Annotated in this window: 24 protein-coding genes; 10 read left to right on the plus strand and 14 right to left on the minus strand. The window is 72.0% G+C overall.

Features of this window, described 5'->3' with window-relative positions:
* Positions 1-61: 61 nt before the first annotated feature.
* From OG898_RS14795 to OG898_RS14810, 4 genes are read left to right on the plus strand one after another with little or no spacing between them, the layout of a single operon-like run.
* The gene (locus OG898_RS14795) at positions 62-316 is read left to right on the plus strand and encodes an acyl carrier protein (protein ID WP_250742686.1); all 255 of its coding nucleotides are present in this window, start codon (positions 62-64) and stop codon (positions 314-316) included.
* Complete coding sequence (locus OG898_RS14800) at positions 313-1,563, plus strand: beta-ketoacyl synthase (protein WP_266957277.1); 1,251 nt, start codon at positions 313-315, stop codon at positions 1,561-1,563. Before OG898_RS14795 ends, OG898_RS14800 begins: the two co-directional genes overlap by 4 nt.
* A complete protein-coding gene (locus tag OG898_RS14805; RefSeq protein WP_266957279.1) occupies positions 1,560-2,561 on the plus strand; it encodes a beta-ketoacyl-ACP synthase III in 1,002 nt (333 codons plus the stop codon). Before OG898_RS14800 ends, OG898_RS14805 begins: the two co-directional genes overlap by 4 nt.
* A gap of 29 nt (positions 2,562-2,590) precedes the next feature.
* Entirely contained in the window at positions 2,591-2,794 is a 204-nt protein-coding gene (locus OG898_RS14810; protein WP_266957281.1) for a hypothetical protein, read from the plus strand.
* A 169-nt stretch (positions 2,795-2,963) separates the two neighbouring features.
* Here OG898_RS14810 and OG898_RS14815 read toward each other — a convergent pair whose 3' ends face one another.
* Positions 2,964-3,524, minus strand: a complete 561-nt coding sequence (locus OG898_RS14815) for a hypothetical protein (RefSeq protein WP_266957283.1) — start codon at positions 3,522-3,524, stop codon at positions 2,964-2,966.
* 78 nt (positions 3,525-3,602) lie between these two features.
* Positions 3,603-3,941, minus strand: a complete 339-nt coding sequence (locus OG898_RS14820) for a putative quinol monooxygenase (RefSeq protein WP_250742678.1) — start codon at positions 3,939-3,941, stop codon at positions 3,603-3,605.
* Between the two features lie 111 nt (positions 3,942-4,052).
* On the opposite strand from OG898_RS14820, the gene OG898_RS14825 reads away from it, so the two are divergent.
* Positions 4,053-4,685, plus strand: a complete 633-nt coding sequence (locus tag OG898_RS14825; RefSeq protein WP_266957285.1) for a hypothetical protein — start codon at positions 4,053-4,055, stop codon at positions 4,683-4,685.
* An 18-nt stretch (positions 4,686-4,703) separates the two neighbouring features.
* Here OG898_RS14825 and OG898_RS14830 read toward each other — a convergent pair whose 3' ends face one another.
* The 4 genes from OG898_RS14830 to OG898_RS14845 form a co-directional block, all read right to left on the minus strand.
* Entirely contained in the window at positions 4,704-5,372 is a 669-nt protein-coding gene (locus OG898_RS14830; RefSeq protein ID WP_266957286.1) for a hypothetical protein, read from the minus strand.
* A 123-nt stretch (positions 5,373-5,495) separates the two neighbouring features.
* The gene (locus OG898_RS14835) at positions 5,496-6,302 is read right to left on the minus strand and encodes an enoyl-CoA hydratase/isomerase family protein (protein WP_250742674.1); all 807 of its coding nucleotides are present in this window, start codon (positions 6,300-6,302) and stop codon (positions 5,496-5,498) included.
* On the minus strand, positions 6,299-6,769 hold the full coding sequence (locus tag OG898_RS14840; protein ID WP_250742672.1) for a Zn-ribbon domain-containing OB-fold protein: 471 nt from the start codon (positions 6,767-6,769) through the stop codon (positions 6,299-6,301). Before OG898_RS14840 ends, OG898_RS14835 begins: the two co-directional genes overlap by 4 nt.
* Before the next feature lie 13 nt (positions 6,770-6,782).
* Positions 6,783-7,934: a lipid-transfer protein gene (locus OG898_RS14845; protein WP_243339290.1), complete on the minus strand. Its 1,152-nt coding sequence runs from the start codon at positions 7,932-7,934 to the stop codon at positions 6,783-6,785.
* A 94-nt stretch (positions 7,935-8,028) separates the two neighbouring features.
* Between OG898_RS14845 and OG898_RS14850 the strand changes: the two genes are divergently transcribed.
* Together OG898_RS14850 and OG898_RS14855 are read left to right on the plus strand one after the other, a co-directional pair.
* Positions 8,029-9,681, plus strand: a complete 1,653-nt coding sequence (locus OG898_RS14850; protein ID WP_266957288.1) for a FadD3 family acyl-CoA ligase — start codon at positions 8,029-8,031, stop codon at positions 9,679-9,681.
* A gap of 179 nt (positions 9,682-9,860) precedes the next feature.
* Positions 9,861-10,409, plus strand: coding sequence for a hypothetical protein (locus tag OG898_RS14855; protein ID WP_266957290.1), 549 nt, complete (start codon positions 9,861-9,863; stop codon positions 10,407-10,409).
* A 79-nt stretch (positions 10,410-10,488) separates the two neighbouring features.
* Here OG898_RS14855 and OG898_RS14860 read toward each other — a convergent pair whose 3' ends face one another.
* Complete coding sequence (locus OG898_RS14860; RefSeq protein ID WP_266957292.1) at positions 10,489-10,989, minus strand: GNAT family N-acetyltransferase; 501 nt, start codon at positions 10,987-10,989, stop codon at positions 10,489-10,491.
* 56 nt (positions 10,990-11,045) lie between these two features.
* Entirely contained in the window at positions 11,046-12,008 is a 963-nt protein-coding gene (locus OG898_RS14865; RefSeq protein ID WP_266957294.1) for a helix-turn-helix domain-containing protein, read from the minus strand.
* Positions 12,009-12,311: 303 nt separating this feature from the next.
* Here OG898_RS14865 and OG898_RS14870 point away from each other — a divergent pair, with 303 nt between their 5' ends.
* A complete protein-coding gene (locus tag OG898_RS14870) occupies positions 12,312-12,743 on the plus strand; it encodes a GNAT family N-acetyltransferase (protein WP_250742666.1) in 432 nt (143 codons plus the stop codon).
* 15 nt (positions 12,744-12,758) lie between these two features.
* Here the strand turns inward: OG898_RS14870 and OG898_RS14875 are convergent, their stop codons facing one another.
* The 4 genes from OG898_RS14875 to OG898_RS14890 all read right to left on the minus strand — a co-directional run bounded on the left by OG898_RS14875 (position 12,759) and on the right by OG898_RS14890 (position 15,683).
* Positions 12,759-13,226, minus strand: a complete 468-nt coding sequence (locus OG898_RS14875) for an NUDIX domain-containing protein (protein ID WP_250742665.1) — start codon at positions 13,224-13,226, stop codon at positions 12,759-12,761.
* Complete coding sequence (locus OG898_RS14880) at positions 13,213-13,950, minus strand: XRE family transcriptional regulator (protein WP_266957296.1); 738 nt, start codon at positions 13,948-13,950, stop codon at positions 13,213-13,215. Before OG898_RS14880 ends, OG898_RS14875 begins: the two co-directional genes overlap by 14 nt.
* Positions 13,951-14,711: 761 nt before the next feature.
* Positions 14,712-15,098: a DoxX family protein gene (locus OG898_RS14885; RefSeq protein WP_266957298.1), complete on the minus strand. Its 387-nt coding sequence runs from the start codon at positions 15,096-15,098 to the stop codon at positions 14,712-14,714.
* 108 nt (positions 15,099-15,206) lie between these two features.
* Positions 15,207-15,683 (minus strand): carboxymuconolactone decarboxylase family protein, encoded by a 477-nt coding sequence (locus OG898_RS14890; protein WP_250742663.1) that lies wholly within the window; start codon positions 15,681-15,683, stop codon positions 15,207-15,209.
* Positions 15,684-15,873: 190 nt separating this feature from the next.
* Between OG898_RS14890 and sigJ the strand changes: the two genes are divergently transcribed.
* Entirely contained in the window at positions 15,874-16,839 is a 966-nt protein-coding gene (gene sigJ / locus OG898_RS14895; RefSeq protein ID WP_266957301.1) for an RNA polymerase sigma factor SigJ, read from the plus strand.
* A 40-nt stretch (positions 16,840-16,879) separates the two neighbouring features.
* On the opposite strand, the gene OG898_RS14900 is transcribed toward sigJ, so the two are convergent.
* Positions 16,880-17,602, minus strand: coding sequence for a class I SAM-dependent methyltransferase (locus OG898_RS14900; RefSeq protein WP_266957303.1), 723 nt, complete (start codon positions 17,600-17,602; stop codon positions 16,880-16,882).
* Positions 17,603-17,747: 145 nt separating this feature from the next.
* On the opposite strand from OG898_RS14900, the gene OG898_RS14905 reads away from it, so the two are divergent.
* Entirely contained in the window at positions 17,748-18,527 is a 780-nt protein-coding gene (locus OG898_RS14905) for an IclR family transcriptional regulator (protein ID WP_266957305.1), read from the plus strand.
* A 207-nt stretch (positions 18,528-18,734) separates the two neighbouring features.
* Here OG898_RS14905 and OG898_RS14910 read toward each other — a convergent pair whose 3' ends face one another.
* The gene (locus OG898_RS14910) at positions 18,735-18,929 is read right to left on the minus strand and encodes a hypothetical protein (RefSeq protein WP_266957307.1); all 195 of its coding nucleotides are present in this window, start codon (positions 18,927-18,929) and stop codon (positions 18,735-18,737) included.
* Between the last annotated feature and the right edge of the window lie 166 nt (positions 18,930-19,095).

A 19,095-nucleotide genomic window follows, 5' to 3' on the forward strand; every position in this document is an offset into this window, starting at 1 on the left:
ACGCCCCATGTCCCTCGCCCACCCCACCCCATCCCATTCCATCCCTGACGGAGGAACACCCATGTCCGCAGCCCTGAACGCCACCCTGACCCGGATCGTCGTCGAGAACCTGGAGGCCGACGCCGACGCCCTGTCCGACGAGGCCACCCTCGCCGCTCTCGACCTCGACTCCCTCGCCATCGCGGAGCTGGTCCTGCTCATCAAGGAGGAGACCGGCGCCGACCTCAGCAAGGAGGAGACCAGCCTCGGCGAGCTCACCATCCCCGCCCTCGCGCAGCTGGTGACCACAACGCTGGACGGCGAGAAGTCCGCATGAGCACACCGGCACCCGCACTTGTACCTGCACCGGCACTGGCACCGGCCGTCGTCGTGACCGGCACCGGCATGATCACGCCGGTCGGTACCGACACGGATTCGACCTGGGACGCGATCCGGCGCGGCGCGTCCGACGCCGGGCTCGCTCCCGCCCCGGGGGTCTCCCGGGACCTCCAGTGCCGCACCGTCGCTCCGTTCGGCGCCGAACTGCTGCCCGGCCGCGGCACCGCGAACCTGGACCCCTTCATCCGGTTCGCGCTCGTCGCCGCCGACCAGGCCATCGCCGAGGCCGGTCTCGACCCCGCCGCCTGGGACGGCAGCCGGGTCGGCATCGTCGTCGGCTGCGGCCTCGGCGGAGCGGCCACCCTGAGCACGGCGCACGACCGGCTGGCCGAGCGGGGACCCGACGCCGTGTCCCCGTACGTGCACCCCCGCTCGCTCATCAACATGGCCGCCGGGATGCTCGCCATCCGCCACCACGTCACCGGTCCGAGCCACACCGTCGTCGCGGCCTGCGCCTCCGGCGCCGTGGCCGTCGGCGTCGGCCGCGACCTGATCCGCAGCGGTGCCTGCGACCTCGTGATCGCCGTCGGCACGGACGCCGGGGTGGTGCCCGTGATCGCGGCGGGCTTCGCCGCGATGGGCGCCCTCACCGACAGCGCCGCGGACGACGCCTCGCGGCCGTTCGCCGCGGACCGCTCGGGCTTCGTCCTCTCCGAGGGCGCGGCCGCCCTCGTACTGGAGCGGGAGGACGCGGCGCGGGAGCGCGGCGCCACCCCGCAGGGCCGCATCCTCGGGTACGCCTTCACCACCGACGCGCACCACCCGGTCGCCCCGCACCCCGAAGCCGTCGGCGCCGAGGCCGCGGTACGGGCCGCGCTGGCGGACGCCGGGCTCACCCCGGCGGACGTGGACCACGTCAACGCCCACGGCACCTCGACCCCGTACAACGACCGGAGCGAGGGGAAGCTGATCAACCGCCTCTTCCCGCACCGGCCGAGCGTCACCGCCAACAAGGGCCTGCTCGGGCACAGCCTGGGCGCCGCGGGAGCCATCGAGGCCGTACTGACCCTGCGCACCCTGGCCACGGGCATCGTGCCGCCCACCGCGCACACCCCGGCCGTGGACCCGGAACTGGCGGGCCTGGACCTGGTGACGGACAAGGAACGGCACCAGAACCCCGCGGTCGCGGTCAGCCACTCCTTCGGTTTCGGCGGCTCCAACTGCGTACTGGTGATGGGCACATGAGCAACCACGGAACGCACCGCGCGATCCCCGCCGTACTGACCGGCCTGGGCACCTGCCTGCCCGCGCGGACGGTCACCAACGACGACCTGGCCCAGCGGCTGGACACCTCGCACGAGTGGATCCACAGCCGCACCGGAATCGCCCGGCGCCGCATCGCCGACCCCGGCACGAGCACCGCCGAACTGGCGGCCGCCGCCGGGTCCGCGGCCCTGGAATCGGCCGGCCGGACCTCCTGCGACCTGGTCCTCGTGGCCACCACCACCCCGGACCGGGCCTGCCCCGCGACCGCCCCGCAGGTGGCCTCCGCCATGGGTCTGACCGGCGTCGCCGCCTTCGACCTGTCGGCCGTCTGCTCCGGCTTCGTCTACGGGCTGTCCGTGGCCGCGGCCATGATCGGCGCCGGTACGCACGAAAGCGTCCTGGTCATCGGCGCGGAACGCTATTCGGCGATCGTCGACCCCGAGGACCGCGGCACCGCCGTCATCTTCGGCGACGGCGCGGGCGCGGTGCTCCTCGAACGCGGCCGGGAGCCGCGCGGGGAGGGAGACCGGCAGGGCCTCGTCCTGCACACCGAGCTGGGCAGCGACGGAACCGGCGTCGACCTGATCACCGTGCCGCCCGGCGAGCGGTACCTGCGCATGGAGGGCCGCGAGGTCTACACCCGGGCCGTGCCCACGATGGTCGAGTCGGCCCGCAGCGTCGCGGAGGCGGTCGGCTGGCGCCCCGAGGACATCGACGCGTTCGTCGGCCACCAGGCCAACCTGCGGATCCTGGAGTCGGTGGCCAAACGGCTCGGTCTGCCGCCCGAGCGCGTGATCGCCAACATCGAGGACGTCGGGAACACGGCCGCCGCGTCCATCCCGCTGGCCCTGGCCTGGGCCGCGGACCGGGGCCGGCTCACGCCCGGTGACCGGGTGGTCCTCACCGCCTTCGGCGGCGGCCTGACCTGGGGCTCGGCGGCCCTCCTGTGGCCGGACGTACGCCCGGTCCACCGCTGACCCCACCCTCGACGAAAGGCACCACGACCGTGACGCCCACACCCGGCTCCGCACCGACGGACCGCTACACCCGCTACCGGACCTCCCTGATCTCCGGCACCGGAGCCTCCCAGACCCTCACCCAATGGCTCCCCCTGGCCACCCTCGCAGCCACGAACGACGCCCTCCCCACCCCACCCCGCCGGACCCGAGCCCGTGCCCGTGCGGGCAATTCCAGCCCCGCCGGCGTTTGAGGCGCGGGGTCCGGGGCCTTCAGCCGTCCGGCGTTTGAGGACCGGGGTCCGGGGCGGAGCCCCGGAAGGGGTCCGGGCGCAGCCCGGGGAACGGTGGAAGGGCGGGTAGGGGACAGCCCCGCAGGGCACCCAGGCCGCACCGGCCACCAGACCTGCCCGCCCCGAGGCGCTACGAGTGATCCTGCGGCGGAGGCGGCCAGGCCGACGGTGCCGAGGGACGGGCGGGATCCTCGTAAGGCTCCTGGTACGGCTCCTGGTACGGAGCCTGATAGGGCTCCGTGACCGGCTCCCGGCCGACCCGGTCACGCCGCCGCGGCCGCCCCCTCATCACAGCCGCCGCAAGAAGAAGCAGCGCCCCACCCCCAAAGGCACTGGCGAGCCCATCGCCGAGCCCCGTGGAGTCACCGCCGACCGACAGGCTCCCCGCAGCCTGCCCCTGCCGAACCATCCACAGCACGGCGAAGCCGAGGACGACGACCCCGGAGAAGGCCATGAGCAGCCGGGACCGCAGCACGATCGCGACGAGCACGAGCAGGGCGGCGAAGAGGAACGGCAGCAGCAGCGAGCCCAGCAGGGCGGCCTTGTCGTCGGTGATCCCGGCGGAGGAGAAGAGCTCCTCGATCCGGTAGTCGCGTCCGTGACGGCCGTCGTACCAGGCACGGAAGGGGCTCCAGACGGCGGCCGTCGCTCCGATCAGACCCAGGAGCGAGCCGAGTACGTTGCGGATCATGCCCGGCCCTCCGGGGGAGTGGGTCTGGATCTCGATCCCGACGCTACGCCCGCCCCCGGAGTCCCGCACGCGGGAGGTCTAGGAGGGGAGCGCCGGGGGAAACACCCGCAGCACCGGCGCCTCGGCCAGCAGCGCCGCCGTGCGCGCGAGGGCTCCCGCCAGGTGCGGGGAGGCCAGGTGGGCTTCCCAGGAGGCGCCGTCCGCCCACTCCTCCAGGATGACCCAGGCGCCCGGAGCGCTCGGGTCCTCGTACGCGCGGTAGGAGATGTTGCCCGCTTCGGCCCGGGTCGGCGCGACCAGGGACAGGGCCTGTGCGCGGACCTCCGCCTCCAGACCCGGCCGGGCCTGGAGGCGGGCGATCGCCGTGATGACGCCGGCGCCCGTGGCGCCGGTGGTGGCCGTGGTCTCGTCGGTCATGGTGTGTCCCCCCGGGGATCGGTCGTAACGGATGGCGGCCACCGTACCGTTGTGCCCTCCTCGCCCCCTGGTAGCGTGCCGCCCGTTGTTCAACGGGGAGGGGTCAGGGCCATGGTGGTCACGGGGCGGCGGGTCAGGCTCACGGCGGTGCTGGTGGGCGTGGTGCTCGCGTTGACGGGGTTCTCGTCGACGGGCGGCAGCGGCGGGAAGAGCAAGAGCAAGAGCAGCGGGGGCGGGTGCTCCAGCTCGAAGAGCAAGTCGAAGAAGAAGAGCTACAGCGGTACGAGCGGCAGCGGCAGCAGCAGCAGCGGCGGCGGCTCCACGGCCACGCCGACGGCCACGCCCACCGAGACCCGGCCGCTCGCGCACGCGGAGGTCGTCACCTGCGCCGGCCCGTCCGCGGCGAAGGCCACCGTGAAGGTCACCTCCGACGCGTCGTCCGGGTACACCTTCCGCGTCCCGCTGGTCTTCGAAGGAGCCTCCGGCCGGGTCGACTCCGGCTCCGTGGAGCTCGCGCTCAAGGCGGGCGAGAGCCGGACGGTCGACCTGCCCATGACGAACGCGGCCAAGGCGGGCGAGGTCCGGCGCTGCACGGTGGGCACGATCCAGACCGTCTCGACCGCCTCTCCCACCCCGACGTCGACCTCCCGCTCCGGGAGCACGGGATCCTCCGTCACCGGCGGCAGCACGGGCGGCAAGAGCACGAGCAAGCCGAGGTCCGGATCGACCAGGAAGACGCGCTGACCCGCCGGGCGGTGCCGGTCACAGGGTGACGACGACCTCGTCCACGCGGCTGGCGGCGGCGAAGTGCGCCGCGTCCGGGTGCTCGTAGCGGGCGTACCAGGAGCCGGTCCGCGTGGCGGTGAAGGACTTCCTGAAGGTGCCGTCGGCGGCGGTCACGGAACCGCCCATGTGCGTCCAGGCGGCGCTTCCGGCGGGGCGGAAGTAGTAGTCGATGCGCTGGCCGGCCATGGGCTTCACGACAGGGGCGAGGCGGCTGAGCCTGCCCGTGAGCGTGTGGGGCCTGCGCGTCCTGACCGGTTCCGGCGCGGCGTTGAACTCCGGGATGGCCGTCATCGTGCGTTCGACCCGGACGGCGGGGGTCACCGAGCCGCGGATGGCGGGGGTTCCGGCGTACCGGAGCCGTACGTATCCGGGGGCGCCGGAGTAGGGCAGGACCTGGCTGATCACCGCCGACTCGGTCGCGCCGGCCCCGGTGGGGACGTCGAAGCTCTTGCGCGTGGTCCAGCCGGTCCTGCCGTCCGGCGAGTACTGGATGTCGACCTCGAGCGACGTGGTCCCCGCCGGGATCTCACCGCACTCGAACGTGCCCGACACCTGGACGGACCGGTACGGACCGACCGAAGCGCGGAAGCCGGAGAAGACGGTGCCGCCCGCGGTGACTTCAGGTTCGAGAAGTCGCTTCTTCATCTGTCCCCCCGGAGAATCGTCGTTCTGACCGGTATGGGGGACTTCCCACCCTTCCGAATGGTTGTACGGGGCACCCCGGCCGGACCGGCCGGACCGGCCGGGCGCCCCCGCACGCCGTCACCGTCACCGCACCCGCGGCTCCGGTCCCGCCCCGCTCCGCCGCCCCGCGAACAGCTCCGCCTGCCGCTCGGGCGGCAGGTTCCCCAGCGCGATCAGTCCCGGAGCCTGCGCCAGCGCCTGCTGGAGCGCGGCCTGCTTCGCCGCCCACAGGGACCGTACGGTGCCCTGCACGCCCTCCGTCGGGAAGCCGGCCAGCGTCTCGGCCGCCCGCAGGGCCGCCGGGAGCAGCTCCTCGGGTTCCGCCAACTCGGAGACCAGGCCGATCGCGTACGCCCGCTGCGCGGAGAGCCGTTCCGCCGTGCCCATCAGGGACATCCGGGCGGCCTCGCCGAAGGGCATGCGCTGCGCCATGTAGATCGCCTCGTAGGCGCTGACCATCCCGTAGCTGGTGTGCGGGTCGAAGTACGTCGCGGACGCGGAGGAGATGATGAACTCCGACTCGCCCAGCAGGTAGAACGCCCCGCCGCAGGCCATGCCGTTGACGGCGGCGATCACCGGTTTCCACAGGTCGTTCGCCTTCGGCCCGATGGCGACGAGCGGGTCGTCCACCGAGTACGGCGAGGACGGCTGCGGCACCTCCACGCCCCGGTCGATGCCCGTGCAGAAGGCCGCCTGCCCGGCGCCCGTCAGGACGATCGCCCGCACCTCGTCCTCGTAGCGGAACTCCCGCCACACGCGCGCCAGTTCGGCCGCCGTCCCGAGGTCGATCGCGTTGTGCTTGCGCTCCCGGTCCAGGGTGACGACCGCGACCCCGGTGGTCTTGTCCCGCTCGACCCGCAGTCCGGGGGCCCGGTCGGCCGCGGCCGTCACGACTTCTCCAGCACCCAGCGCGGCACCGCCATCCCGCCCGTCTCGGTGAACACCACCTGGACGCGCGCGCCGATCCGCAGCCGCGCCGGGTCCATCGAGTCCAGCGGGGCGTCGGCGGAGGTGACGAGGTTGCCGACGAGGCGGATCTGCGGGGCGTCGGCCAGCTCCACGAGGATCACGTTGTACGGGGCCTGCGCGGCGTACGCGGGCAGCAGCGGCGGGTGCGGCTGTACGTACGACCAGATCCGGCCGCGCCCGCTCATCAGGCGCCATTCGGAGTCGAAGGACCGGCAGTGCGGGCAGCAGGGGCGGGGCGGGAAGCGCAGCTTCCCGCAGGTGGGCGCCGCGCAGGCCTGGATGCGGAGTTCGCCCTGGGCCGCGTACTCCCAGAAGGGGGCCCCGTCCCCGTCGGGGACGGGGAGGAGGAGCTCGTCGGCGGTCGTGCCGGTCGTGGTGGTGGTCGTCATGGTCGGCAGCTCCTCAGGCACGCAGCAGGATGGCGGACGTCGGGACACCCTCGCCCGCGGTCACCAGGCAGGTCGCGGCGTCGGGCACCTGGGCGGTGGAGATGCCGCGGAGCTGCTTGACGCCCTCGTTGATCAGGTTGAAGCCGTGCACGTAGGCCTCGCTGAGGCCGCCGCCGCCGGTGTTGATGGGGAGCCGGCCGCCGATCTCCAGGGCGCCGCCCTCGGTGAAGGAGGCGCCCTCGCCGCGTCCGCAGAAGCCGTAGCCCTCCAGGGAGAGCGGGATCAGGGGGGTGAAGGCGTCGTAGATCTGGGCGACGTCCACGTCCTGGGGGCCGAAGTCGGCCTGCTTCCACAGGTGTCGGGCGGCGGTCCAGGCGGGGCCTGACAGCGGGTCGTCGTTCCAGTAGTTGACCATGCCGTGGTGCTGGGAGGGCAGGCCCTGGGCGACGGAGTGGACGTAGACGGGCTTCTGGCGGCAGTCGCGGGCGCGCTCGGCGCTCACGATGACGCAGGCCAGGGCGCCGTCGGTCTCCAGGCAGTTGTCGAAGAGGCAGAGCGGGTCACTGATCATGCGGGCGGTCATGTACATCTCGCGGGTCAGCGGGCGTTCGTACATCATCGCGGCGGGGTTCTCGTTGGCCCGGTTGCGGCAGGCCATCGCGACGTTGAAGAGGTGGTCGCGGGTGGCGCCGTACTCGTGCATGTAGCGGCGGGCCAGCATGCCGATCTCGTCGGCGGGGCGCAGCAGGCCGAAGGGGCGCGTCCACTGGCCGGGGGTGGGGAGCTGGACGGCCGTGTTCTTCCACGGCCGGGGCCCCGAGCCGCGCTTGCGCGAGCGCCAGGCCACGCCGACGCTCGCCTGGCCGGTGGCGACGGCGGCGGCCAGGTGGCCGACGGTGGCGCAGGAGCCGCCGCCGCCGTAGCCGATCTTGGAGAAGAAGGTGACGTCGCCGGCGCCGATGGCTTTGGCGACCTCGACCTCGTCGGTCTCCTCCATGGTGTAGGAGGAGAAGGCGTCGACCTCGGACGGGTCTATGCCCGCGTCGTCGAGCGCCGCGAGAATGGCCCGGCAGGCCAGTTCCTTTTCGGACTGCGGCAGTTGTTTGGCAAAGGCGGTCTGCCCGATGCCGACTATCGCCGTAGCGTCCTTGAGCGTTGCCGCCATCGCCACCTCCGGGGTGCACCAGTACTGACAGCCGCGAAGGCTACAGCTAATCTGACGGATAGTCAGCTACTGGTGTTGCAGGGAAGGGCGGACGATGACCGAGGACGAGCGCGCGCGCGGGGCCGGGGCCGTGGACACGACGGAGGACGGACGGGCCGATCTCGCCTGGACCAGCATCGGCGGACTCGTCCGGCACGCCGCCGCGCACTACGCCGGCCGCGAGGCCGTCGTCGACGGGCGGGTCCGGATCGACTACGCGCAGCTCGGCGAACGCGTCGAGCGTGCCGCCGCCGCCTGCATGGCCGCCGGCGTGGAACCGGGGGACCGGGTCGCCGTCTGGGCGCCCAACACCCTCGAATGGATCGTCTCCGCCCTCGGTGCCGTCTCCGCCGGAGCCGTCCTGGTCCCCCTCAACACCCGTTTCAAGGGCTCCGAGGCCGCCTACGTCCTCCAGCGCAGCCGCGCCCGGCTCCTCTTCGTCACCGGCACGTTCCTCGGCACCTCCTACGTCGCCTCCCTGCGCCGCGCCACCGCCGAGGGCGAGGGTTCCGGGCCGCTGCCCGGCCTGCCCCACCTGGAGCAGGTGGTCGTCCTGTCCGAGGACGCCCCGGACTCCTTCCGCACCTGGAAGGAGTTCCTGACCGGCGGCGACTCCGTGAGCGCCGAGGCCGTCCGGGCCCGTACGGACGCGATCCCCGCCTCCGCCCCCTCGGACATCATCTTCACCTCCGGCACCACCGGCAGCCCCAAGGGCGCCGTCATCTCGCACGCCCAGTCCCTGCGCTGCTACGAGGTCTGGAGCGAGCTCGCCGGACTGCGCGAGGGCGACCGCTACCTGATCGTGAACCCCTTCTTCCACACCTTCGGCTACAAGGCCGGGATCATCGCCTGCCTGATGCGCGGGGCCACGATGGTCCCCCAGCCCGTGTTCAACGTGGACACCGTCCTCGCCAACATCGCCGCCGAGCGGATCTCCGTACTCCCCGGGCCGCCCACCCTGCACCAGTCCCTCCTGGACCACCCCCAACGCGACCACCACGACCTCTCCGCCCTGCGCCTGGTCGTCACCGGCGCCGCGGTCGTCCCCCTCCAGCTCGTGGAGCGGCTCCGCGGCGAGCTGCACATCGGCACCGTCCTCACCGCGTACGGGCTCTCCGAGGCGAGCGGCATCGTCACCATGTGCCGCCGCGGCGACCCGGCGGAGATCATCGCTTCGACCTCGGGCCGGGCCATCCCCGGGACGGAGGTCAGGATCGTGGACACGGAGGGCGCGGACCAGCCCACGGGCCGGGCCGGGGAGGTGTGGGTGCGCGGCCACAACGTCATGCGCGGCTACTTCGAGGACCCGGCCGAGACCGCCGAGGCCATCACCCCCGAGGGCTGGCTCCGCACCGGGGACGTCGGCGTCCTCGACACCGCCGGGAACCTGCGCATCACCGACCGGATCAAGGACATGTTCATCGTCGGCGGCTTCAACGCCTACCCCGCCGAGATCGAGCAACTCCTCGGCCTGCACCCCGACATCGCCGACGTGGCCGTGGTCGGCATCCCCGACCCGCGCCTGGGCGAGGTCGGCAAGGCGTACGCGGTCCGCCGCCCCGGCGCGGTCCTCACGGCCGACGACCTGATCGCCTGGTCCCGCCGGGAGATGGCCAACTACAAGGTGCCGCGCGAGGTGGAGTTCGTCTCCGAACTCCCGCGCAACGCGAGCGGCAAGGTCCTCAAGCGAGAACTCCGCACCCGCTGACCCCGCCGACCGGGCCGGGGCGGACCGTCCGGGAGCCCGCCCCGGGGGCGCCGGCCCCGGGCTGGTCCGATCGGTCGGATCTGACGGTGGGTCGGGCCGGGACACTCCGGGCGGCGGCCGGGGCGGGGCTATGCATGGGTGGTCCAACCATCCATGAGCCCCACCTCAGGAGCCTCCCCATGCGCACCTTGCGCACCATGCACCCCCTGCGCCCCACGCGTCCCAGCAGAGCGGCCGGTCTCGGCACGGCCACCACCGCACTGGTCGCCCTGCTCGCCTGCGCTCCCGTCGCGTCCGCCGTCGGGACGGACGCCGATTCCGCCCGGGACAAGGGCAAGGGCCAGGTCATCACCCTGACCGGCCGGCTCGCGGAGCAGTCGCGCTTCCCCGTCAACCCCGACGGCCCCGCGGCCCAGGGCGACCGGACCGTCTTCCGCTCGATCCTCTTCGACAAGGACGGCCAGCAGGTCGGCGAGACCGGCGGCAGCTGCACGACCACCCGGGTCGACAACGGCGGAGCGGAGACGTGCGCCGTGACCTACAGCCTCCCGGGCGGGCAGATCACCGCACAGGGATTTGTCTTCGGCCACCTCGTACCGGGCCCTCCCCCCGCGTTCGACAACGCGATCACCGGCGGCACCGGCAAGTACGACCGTGCCCGCGGCTCGATCCACGCCGAGACGATCGCTCCGGGTGAGAGGCGCTTCACGATCGACCTCGAACGCTGACGCACGCGCGCTGACGGCCGGGTCCGGTTCGCGCGCGAGGACGTAGCGAACCGGGCCGGGGCCCTCGCATCGCCGCAGGTCAGGACCATTCGGCAGCCGTGCCCGTCCCCGGCGGACGCACCATGAAGACGTCGATCGGGTCCTCGGCTTCCACCACGAATCCGTGACGCTCGTAGAGCCGACGGGCGGCACTGCCCTGCAGGACGTTCAGGCCCACGGTCAGGCCCCGCGCGTCCGTCCGCTCCAGCACCGTGCGCAACACGGCGGAGCCGAGGCCCCGGCCCTGACAGTGCGGAGCCAGGTAGAAGTGCTCCAGCCACTGCCTGCCTTCGGCGGGCCGGACGGTGACGCATCCCGCGAGTTCGCGGTCGATCATGATGACCGACGTGTGCTGCGGGGAGAAGGAATCCCGCAGCCGCTGCCGCACCCGGTGCTCGTCGTAGCGTCCGAGACGTTCCAGATCCTCCCGCATGACCGTGGCCCGCAACTCCGCGATCGGCTCGACGTCCGCCGTCACCGCGGAACGCAGCACCCAGCCCGCCGTGTCCACCCGCGTACCGCTCATCCCCCTGGCATCCATGGCCGGAGTATCTCAACCCACCCCCTCCGGCCAGGCACACGGGCCCCGGCCCGACCTCAGCCCGTCTCCGGGCCACAGGAGGATCTGCACCCCTTGCACTTACCGGGCGTCGGGCTGCGGAAGGCAAGATCGCACTCCGTGCAATTCACGAAGGGGTCCGGAGCCACGAAGGCGGGCGCGCGGGGCAGCGGCACCAGCGGCGGCGGCAACTGGGCCGTGAGCCGGTGGGCGATCAGCCCGGCCGGATTGCGCAGCCCGTCCGGCAGCCGGGCGGACAACGCGCCGACCAGTGCCTCAACCCCCGCCCCGCGCTCCAGCCAGGCTTCGACCCCACCCGCGAGGTACCGGACGTCCCGCTCCCCGAGCAACAGCCGCGAATCGACCCGCCGCAACTCCGCGAGCACCTCGCACGCGAGCCGCCGGCGCCCGGGGTTGTCGGGATCCCGGGGCACGGGCAGCCCACTGGCGGGCGGGGCGGCGGCGGGCTCGTTCTCCGGCTCCGGCTCCGGCTCCGGCTCCGGTTCCGGTACGGCCTCCGGCGGTGCGGCGACCGGCGCCGGCTCGACCGGATCACTGGCCTGGTCACTGACCGGAGGGACCGGAGGCGCCTCATCCGAGGACTCCGCTGCGACGGAGGGAGCAGCAGGGGCGCGACCGGTAGGGCAACGCGCCATGGCGGCGGCCCGGGGATGGTTGAAGGACACCGTACGGGTGGCGATCCGCCCGCCCGGCAGGCTCTCCAAGGACCGTTCCAGGTACCCGAACCGCACCAGTTCCCGGAGTGCCTTGCCGATCGTGATCTCCCCGATCGAAAGCCGTTTGGCCAGGTCCTTGATGCCGATGGGAGTCCCTGAGGGCAACGACTGGATGAAGATCCCCAACATCCGCGCGATCGGCGACATCTCGGGATGCTGAATCAGATCGTTGCTCACGACCGTGAACCGCCCGGTGAGTCGGACGTTGGCGTGCCGAACGCCGTATGCCGCGCGCGAGGGCGCGGTAAAGTGCACCGAAGCCATGGGGAAGGGCTACTTCCTCGTTGGTCAGGCCCTCGATCGGGATTCACAGTCCCGGCGGGGGCCGTCTCATGTCTGACGAGTTGTCGGGGCGAGCATATGCCAGACAACCACCGCGAAATCCACCCCAGTTGGCCCATTCACCCGTGTGAGTGAGAGCCCGCCGAGCGGGAGGCTGGTGGGGTTTGGAAAGAGGTCTTTCCCCAGGTACTCAAGCCAAAAGAAGCATCGCGCCCCACCGGGACGCGCCCGGCCGCGACCCGGTGGCCATCCGCCCTCGCACCCAAGTTTGAATAGGGTGAACCCATGGCGACCATCGCGGAAGAGTCCGCATTCGACCCGCAGGAGATGTTCGAGCTCTACGACTCGGTCGACTGGGCGGGCTACACCAGCGACGTCGACAAGCTCTGCCGCGGCCTGGCGAATTCGCACCTGGTCATCACCGCGAGAGACGAGTCGGGCACGCTCCTCGGGCTGGCCAGAACGATCTCCGACGACGAAAGCGTCTGCTACGTCCAGGACTTGCTCGTCAACCCCAAGTTCCACCGCCAGGGCATAGGCCGGCAGCTCATCGAGCACCTGAAGCAGCGGTACGCCCACTGCCGCTTCTTCCTCCTCTCGACCGACCACGAGTCGACCCCCGAAGGCCCGCGCAACCACGCCTTCTACCGCTCACTCGGCTTCCTCTCCTACGAGGAGAAGCGCATGTCAGCCTTCGGCCTGCCACGGGTCCGCTGAGCCGCCTCCCCCAAGTCACCGAACGACAGGCCCGCGCCCGGCCCTCCAGTCGTCGATGCGCTTGCGGATGCTCGGCACCATCGGAAGGCCGTCCACGGCTTCCGGCGAGAACCACGCGACCTCGGTCGACTCGTCCGACACGCGCAGAGTGCCGCCGGTGGGCCGGGCGAGGAGGCAGATCGAAAACTCCTGCCGCACCTCGCCGTCGTCGTAGGAGAAGACGTGGCCGGGGTTGCTGTACGTCCCGACGATCCCGGTGATCTCCACCGTCAGGCCCGTCTCCTCGAAGGTCTCCCGGACGGCGCAGTCCCCGAGGGACTCACCCACCTCCATCCTCCCGCCGGGCAGCGCCCACATCCCGTTGTCGGTCCGGCGCTGCAGGAGGACACGTCCGGCCTCGTCCACGACCACGGCCGATGCGGCCGGCACGAGACTGTTGGCCTTGGGGGCTTGCGGGTCGTCCTCGTAGTCACGCCTGGGCATCGCGGCCCACCTCCCGAATGTCGCGCCCCCGACTCCACAACTCCTCGACGTGGGCGGAGAACCGGTCGAACATGCCGTCCGCCTGTCGGCGTCGTAGGTGCATCATCGGCGAGTCGTGCCCAACGCGGCGGGCCAGGATCGGTGTCACGATCATCTCGTCGTCGAAGCGGAAGACGGAGAGATTGACGTGTCCTGTCTCGAAGCGCCCTGCGATTCCGTCTGCGTCCTGAAGCTTCGCCAACTCGTTCAACGTCACCGCGATGCGTGTGGACAGCGTGAGAGGAACGTCCTCTTCGGCCTCCCGTGCCGCCGTGACCGGGCTGCTCGGGTCCCCGACCAAGAACCGCACTCGGCAGCCGGCCTCCGCCTTGCGGCGCAGAGCCCCTGCGAGGTTGGCTTGCTCCAGCCACAGGAAGTAGTTGGTGTACCCGGCGAAGACCAGCTCACGCTGCGCCTTGGTCACCAGGCTGCGCCACAAACCTGCTGGTGCGGCGGACCGGTAGGGGAAGACTTGAACTATTTCCTTGTCCGGACCGCTCGTAAGCGCAGACCGGATGGCGTGTGGCCACAAGGCTGATTCCTCCTCGCCTAATGCCTCGCAGGCAGCCCATCGATGGCGGGCGTGAGGGATCCGGTTGGTGTCGGTGATCCACCGGCCGACCGTCTTGGCGTCCACTCCGCAGGCCTCCGCGAGCTGCGTTTCGGTCATCTTGGCATTCGCCATCGCACGACGCAGAGCGTGATTCACAGTTCGCCTCCACGGGACGCCTGGGACGGTACGAACCGTAGTTGCGAGACGTCCCAAACGTCCTGGAAACGGGGTGGGAACGCCCTGACGAGCGATGGAGTATCCGTACATGGCCGGTCTTGGATCGTGGAACGGACCGACGCGGCCGGCAATCCCAACCAGGCGGAGAGGGAAACGAGTTATGAGTACGGGTTGCGGCAGTGACGTGCCGCGCGTATTGATGACGGTGCGGATCTCGCGGGACGCGGGGCGAACCTGGGAGCAGGCACGAGTGGTGCGTGAGGGCGATCCGGTGGGCATCCTGTCCGACCCGGGGCGATACCCGCCGTGCGGATGTGGCCGATGCCTGGGGCGCCAGACGGTGGCGGCTCGATCGTTGCGACCATCCCTGTGAGGATGGTGCGCTGTGTGGGTCGCCATCGGCTGTCACGGCAGAACCAAGCGACGGCATTGCCCCTCATCCCGGCAGGCTGTTGGCCGGAGCGCACCCTTCGGTGCATGCTCGTCGATCACGATTCCGGTGACCACTTCGCGCTCGTGGACTCGGTGAGATCGAACGGTAAGGCTGCTCTTTGGGTGAGCTGGACATGGGACGGCGGCGACGGCCGATTGCTCGAGCTCTCGGACTGCACCGAGTCGGGCCCTGGCGCGGAGGACGACGCGTGCATGTTGTTCCTCCGTCACGCGGGTGAGCACACATTTGTGGAGGCCGAAGAGCCGTGTGCCATCCTCGTAGGTCAGCCCGTGAAGGGTTCCGGGACGAAGCGGCCCCAGGCCACGAAGGCGGCCAGGAGGACGTAGGCCAGGTCCACCGCCATGTACGCGGGCTCGTGGCGGCGGTGGCGGGTGAGGGTGGCGCCCAGCATGAGGAGGACCAGGCCGACTGCGGCCAGGGGGACCAGGACCGGGGCGGTGTGCAGGACGGCCGGGAGGATCAGGCCTGCCGCGGCCAGCATCTCCACGGCGCCTATCGCCTTCACCGCGCCGGCGCCGAAGTCCTCGACCCACTTCGCGCTGGCGCCGCTGGCGGCGATCTTCTCCTTCGGCGTGAACACCTTGAAGGCGCCGCCGAGCAGGTAGGCGACGGCGAGCAGTCCGGTGACGATCCACAGCGCGATGTTCATGGGGGGACTCCTCGGTCCTTGGAGGGGGAGGGGAGGGGGAGGGGAGGTGGAGGGGAGCGGGCCGGGCGCCGGCTCCGGCGTGGGGGCCGGAGCCGTGCTGCGCGTGGGTCAGTGCTGGAGCTGGCCGGGCTGGTAGTCGCCCGCCGGGGTCTGGACCATGACGTTGCCGCGGTTGAAGGCGTTGATCAGCGCGATCTGGGTGACCAGGGCGGCGAGCTGCTCGTCGTCGAAGTGCTTGGCGGCGTTCGCCCAGACCTCGTCGCTGACCCCGCCCGCCGCATCGGCGATGCGGGTGGCCTCCTCGGTCAGGAGCAGGGCCGCGCGCTCGGCGTCGGTGTACACGGTGGCCTCGCGCCAGGCCGCGACCAGGTTGAGGCGCACCGCGGTCTCGCCGGCCGCCGCCGCGTCCTTGGTGTGCATGTCGATGCATCCGGCGCAGCCGTTGATCTGGCTGGCGCGGAGCATCACCAGTTCGCGGGTCGAGGCCGGCAGGGTCGAGTCCCCGAGTGCCTTGCTCGCGGCGATGATGTGCTTCCACGCCTTGACGGCGACCGGGTCGGCGAAGAGGTTCAGGCGAGCGGTCATGGCGGATTCCTTTGCGGTTGTGGTGCGTTCGGTGTGTGGTCTTCGTTGTTCTCCCTCTAAGACACGGCGCCCCCGCGCCCTGTGACAGATGGCGAATGTGACCTGGGTCACGGATGCTTTTCATGATCGATAACGTGGATGCCCTCCGATAACCTGCCGGACGGCGCGCAGCGAATCGGGGGAGGGTTTCGTGCAGGGATCAACGGTGCAGGGATCGACGGACGTGGCGGACGCCGTGGCGTACCGGCCGCTGCTGTTCTCCATCGCCTACGGGATGACCGGGTCGGTGGGTGATGCGGAGGACATCGTCCAGGACGCGTTCCTCGGGCTCACCAAGGCCCATCGGGCCGGGACCGAGATAGCGGCGCCGAAGGCGTACCTGACCACGTCGGTGACGCGGCTCGGGATCAACCACCTGAGCTCGGCGCGCGTGCGCCGGGAGACGTACGTGGGGGAGTGGCTGCCCGAGCCCGTCGTCGTGTCCGGCGAACGGCCGGGGCCGGTCGAGCACGCCGAGCTGGCCGACTCCCTGTCGATGGCGTTCCTCGTCCTGCTGGAGGCCCTGTCCCCGGTGGAGCGCGCGGTGTTCATGCTCCGCGAGGTGTTCGGGTACGAGTACCCGCAGGTGGCCCGGAGCACCGGCAAGTCCGAGGCGAACTGCCGCCAGATCTTCGCCCGCGCCAGGAAGCGCATCGCCGCCGGAGGGAGGGCGGAGGAAGCAGGGCCGGCCGACGGCGGTCCGCCGCCCCCGGCCCGGCGCGCGGAGGGCGAGGAGCTGGCCCGTACGTTCTTCGAGGCCGCGGCGGGCGGCGAGATGGACGCGCTGCTCGACATGCTCGCGCCCGACGTCGTCTACCACGGGGACGGCGGCGGCAAGGCGCGGGCGGTCGCGAAGTCGGTGACCGAGCCGCACCGCGTCGGGCAGCTGCTCGTCGGCGGACTGCGCCGGCTCCGTTCGCTCGGCGCCTCGCTGCGCCCGGCCCTGATCAACGGCCGCCCGGGCGCCCTGATCGTCGACGCCGAGGGGCGGGTGGCCAGCGTGGTCGAGCTCGACATCGCCGACGGCGTGGTCCGGGCGGTCCACACCGTGTCCAACCCCGACAAGCTCGGCCACCTCGGCCCGGTCTCCGACATCGGCCGCCTGCCGGAGAAGTAGGAGGAGGGGGAGGAGGGGGAGGAGAGGGAGACCCGAGGGCTCAGTTCGCCTTGCGTGCCAGGACCAGCCGCCACCTCGGCGTCCCGTCCGGCCGGCGGCCGAAGTGGTCCAGGGGGAGCGTCTCCACCGTGAAGCCGGCCGTGCGCAGGTCCGTGCGGACGCCGCCCAGCGGGAAGGTGCGGTAGTACATGACGAACGGCGGGCGCCAGACGGCATTGCGCACGCGCATCGCCGCGTCGAAGCCGGACACGGCCCACCAGGCCGGGCGGCTCGGCGGGATCGGAGCGCCGATCGGGAAGGCGAACACCCCGCCGGGGCGCAGGGCGGTGTGGACCCCGGAGAAGACCGCGGGCCGCTCCTCCGGGAGGAAGTGGCCGAAGGCGCCGAAGCTGACCGCCAGGTCGTACGAGTCCCCGAGCGCGGCGGGCAGCTGCCGCGCGTCGGCCCGCAGCAGGTCCGCCTCGGGGTGGGCGAGCCCGGCCTCGGCGAGCATGCCCGAGCTCAGGTCGATCCCGGTCACCCGCCCCGTGCACAGCCGCCGCAGCATGCCGAGGCCCGCGCCCGTACCGCAGCACACGTCGAGCCCGGCGTCGAAGGGGGCCTCGTGCCGGGCGAGCGTCTCCTCGACCGCGTCGAGCATCCGGTCGGGGGTGCGGAAGGGGGTCTGGTCGAACTTCGGGGCCAGCAGGTCGTAGCCCCGCTCGATGGAGGACATGGCCTGGACGGCCAGTTCGCGGAGGGTCGGGCCCTGGGAGGTGAACACACGGTCAGCCTAGTCAGCGCGGGCGCGGGCGCCCGGCATTTCGGGCCCTTCGGCCCCGGGCAAAACGGGCATCGCGTGACGTAGGGTGAATCGATGCGTTTTGCCAACCCTTGGGGATTCCGTGGTCAATGCCATACGAAGTGAGGTGCCGGGTCAGCGCGTGGGCCGGAGCTCCACGAGCGGCAGCGCCCTGGAGAAGACCCTGCGGGTCACCGAGGCGCTGACCGCGTTCGGCGGCCCGCACCGGCTCGCGGAACTGTCGGCCGCCGCCGGGGTCCCCAAGTCCAGCACGTACCGGATCCTGGTCTCCCTCGTCGAGCAGGGCTACGCCGTCACCGACGGGGAGGGCAGCTACGGCGTCGGCCTGCGGCTGCGCACCCTGGCCGCCGAGATCGGCGCCGACCGGCCCGAGGGCATCGGCGAGCTGCTCGAATTCCTCCAGAAGTGCACCGGTCAGACCGTCCACCTGGCCCTGCGCAGCGGCAACGCCCTCACGTACATCCGCAAGATCGAGAGCACCGTCCGGACCCACCCGGCCTCCTCGCGCGTCGGCATGCGCGTCCCCCTGCACGCCACCGCGATCGGCAAGGCCGTCCTCGCGCACCTGCCGCCCGAGGAGACCGAGGGCATCCTGCGCGCCACCGGGATGCCGGCCCTGACCCGGCGGACCGTCACCCACCGGGAGGACCTCGCGGACGAACTGCGCACCGTCCGGGAGCGCGGCTACGCCGTCGACGACGAGGAGCACGAGCCCTCGGTCCGCTGCCTGGGCGTGCCCGTCTTCGACCGTGCGGGCGTGCCGGTGGGCGGGGTCGGTCTGACCGCCTCCGCCTTCCTGAGCACGCGGGCGGAACTGGAGCGGTTCGCGCCGGCGCTCCTGGAAGCCGCGCGGGGCGTGCAGCGGCGGCTCCAGCTCGGCGGGTGAGGCGTCCCGCCGTCCCGCCGTCCCCACATGCACGTACGGCGGCCGCGGTGGTCCCCCTCCTGGCCACCGCGGCCGCCGTTCCCCCGTGCACCTCCGGTGGTCCCCCCGCGACCCCCGGTCCCCCCGTGGTACGTCGTGCCGTACGACCCGGGCCCCTGGCCCCCCGGCCCCCCCCGGTCCGGGTCGTACGCGTCTCAGTGGCCCGGCTTACGGGCGCGGCGGCCCGGACACGTGGTTGTCCAGCGTCACGATGTCCTCGTCGGAGACGTGGTTGTCGAGCGGCCTGGCCGGCGTGCCCGAGGTGAGGTCGTCGGCCGGCTTGGGCGCCGTGGCCGGGACGGCCGGGTCGTCGAGCGACGCGAGGTCGGCGGCGGTCGGCAGGGTGTTGTCGTTCGTCGTCATCGGATCTCCTGATGGGTGGGTCGGGCCCGTTCGGCGATTCCCCCGCGGACCGCCGAACGGGTGTCCTCCAGCCGACCCGGTCTGCCCCCCGACACGCCGAGTCGATGAACACCATCCTGGCCGGTGGCGATAAACGAACGATGAACGTGCCGTTCAGCTCCCGAGG

It is taken from the genome of Streptomyces sp. NBC_00193 (assembly GCF_026342735.1).
GTDB classification, from domain to species: domain Bacteria; phylum Actinomycetota; class Actinomycetes; order Streptomycetales; family Streptomycetaceae; genus Streptomyces; species Streptomyces stoeckheimensis.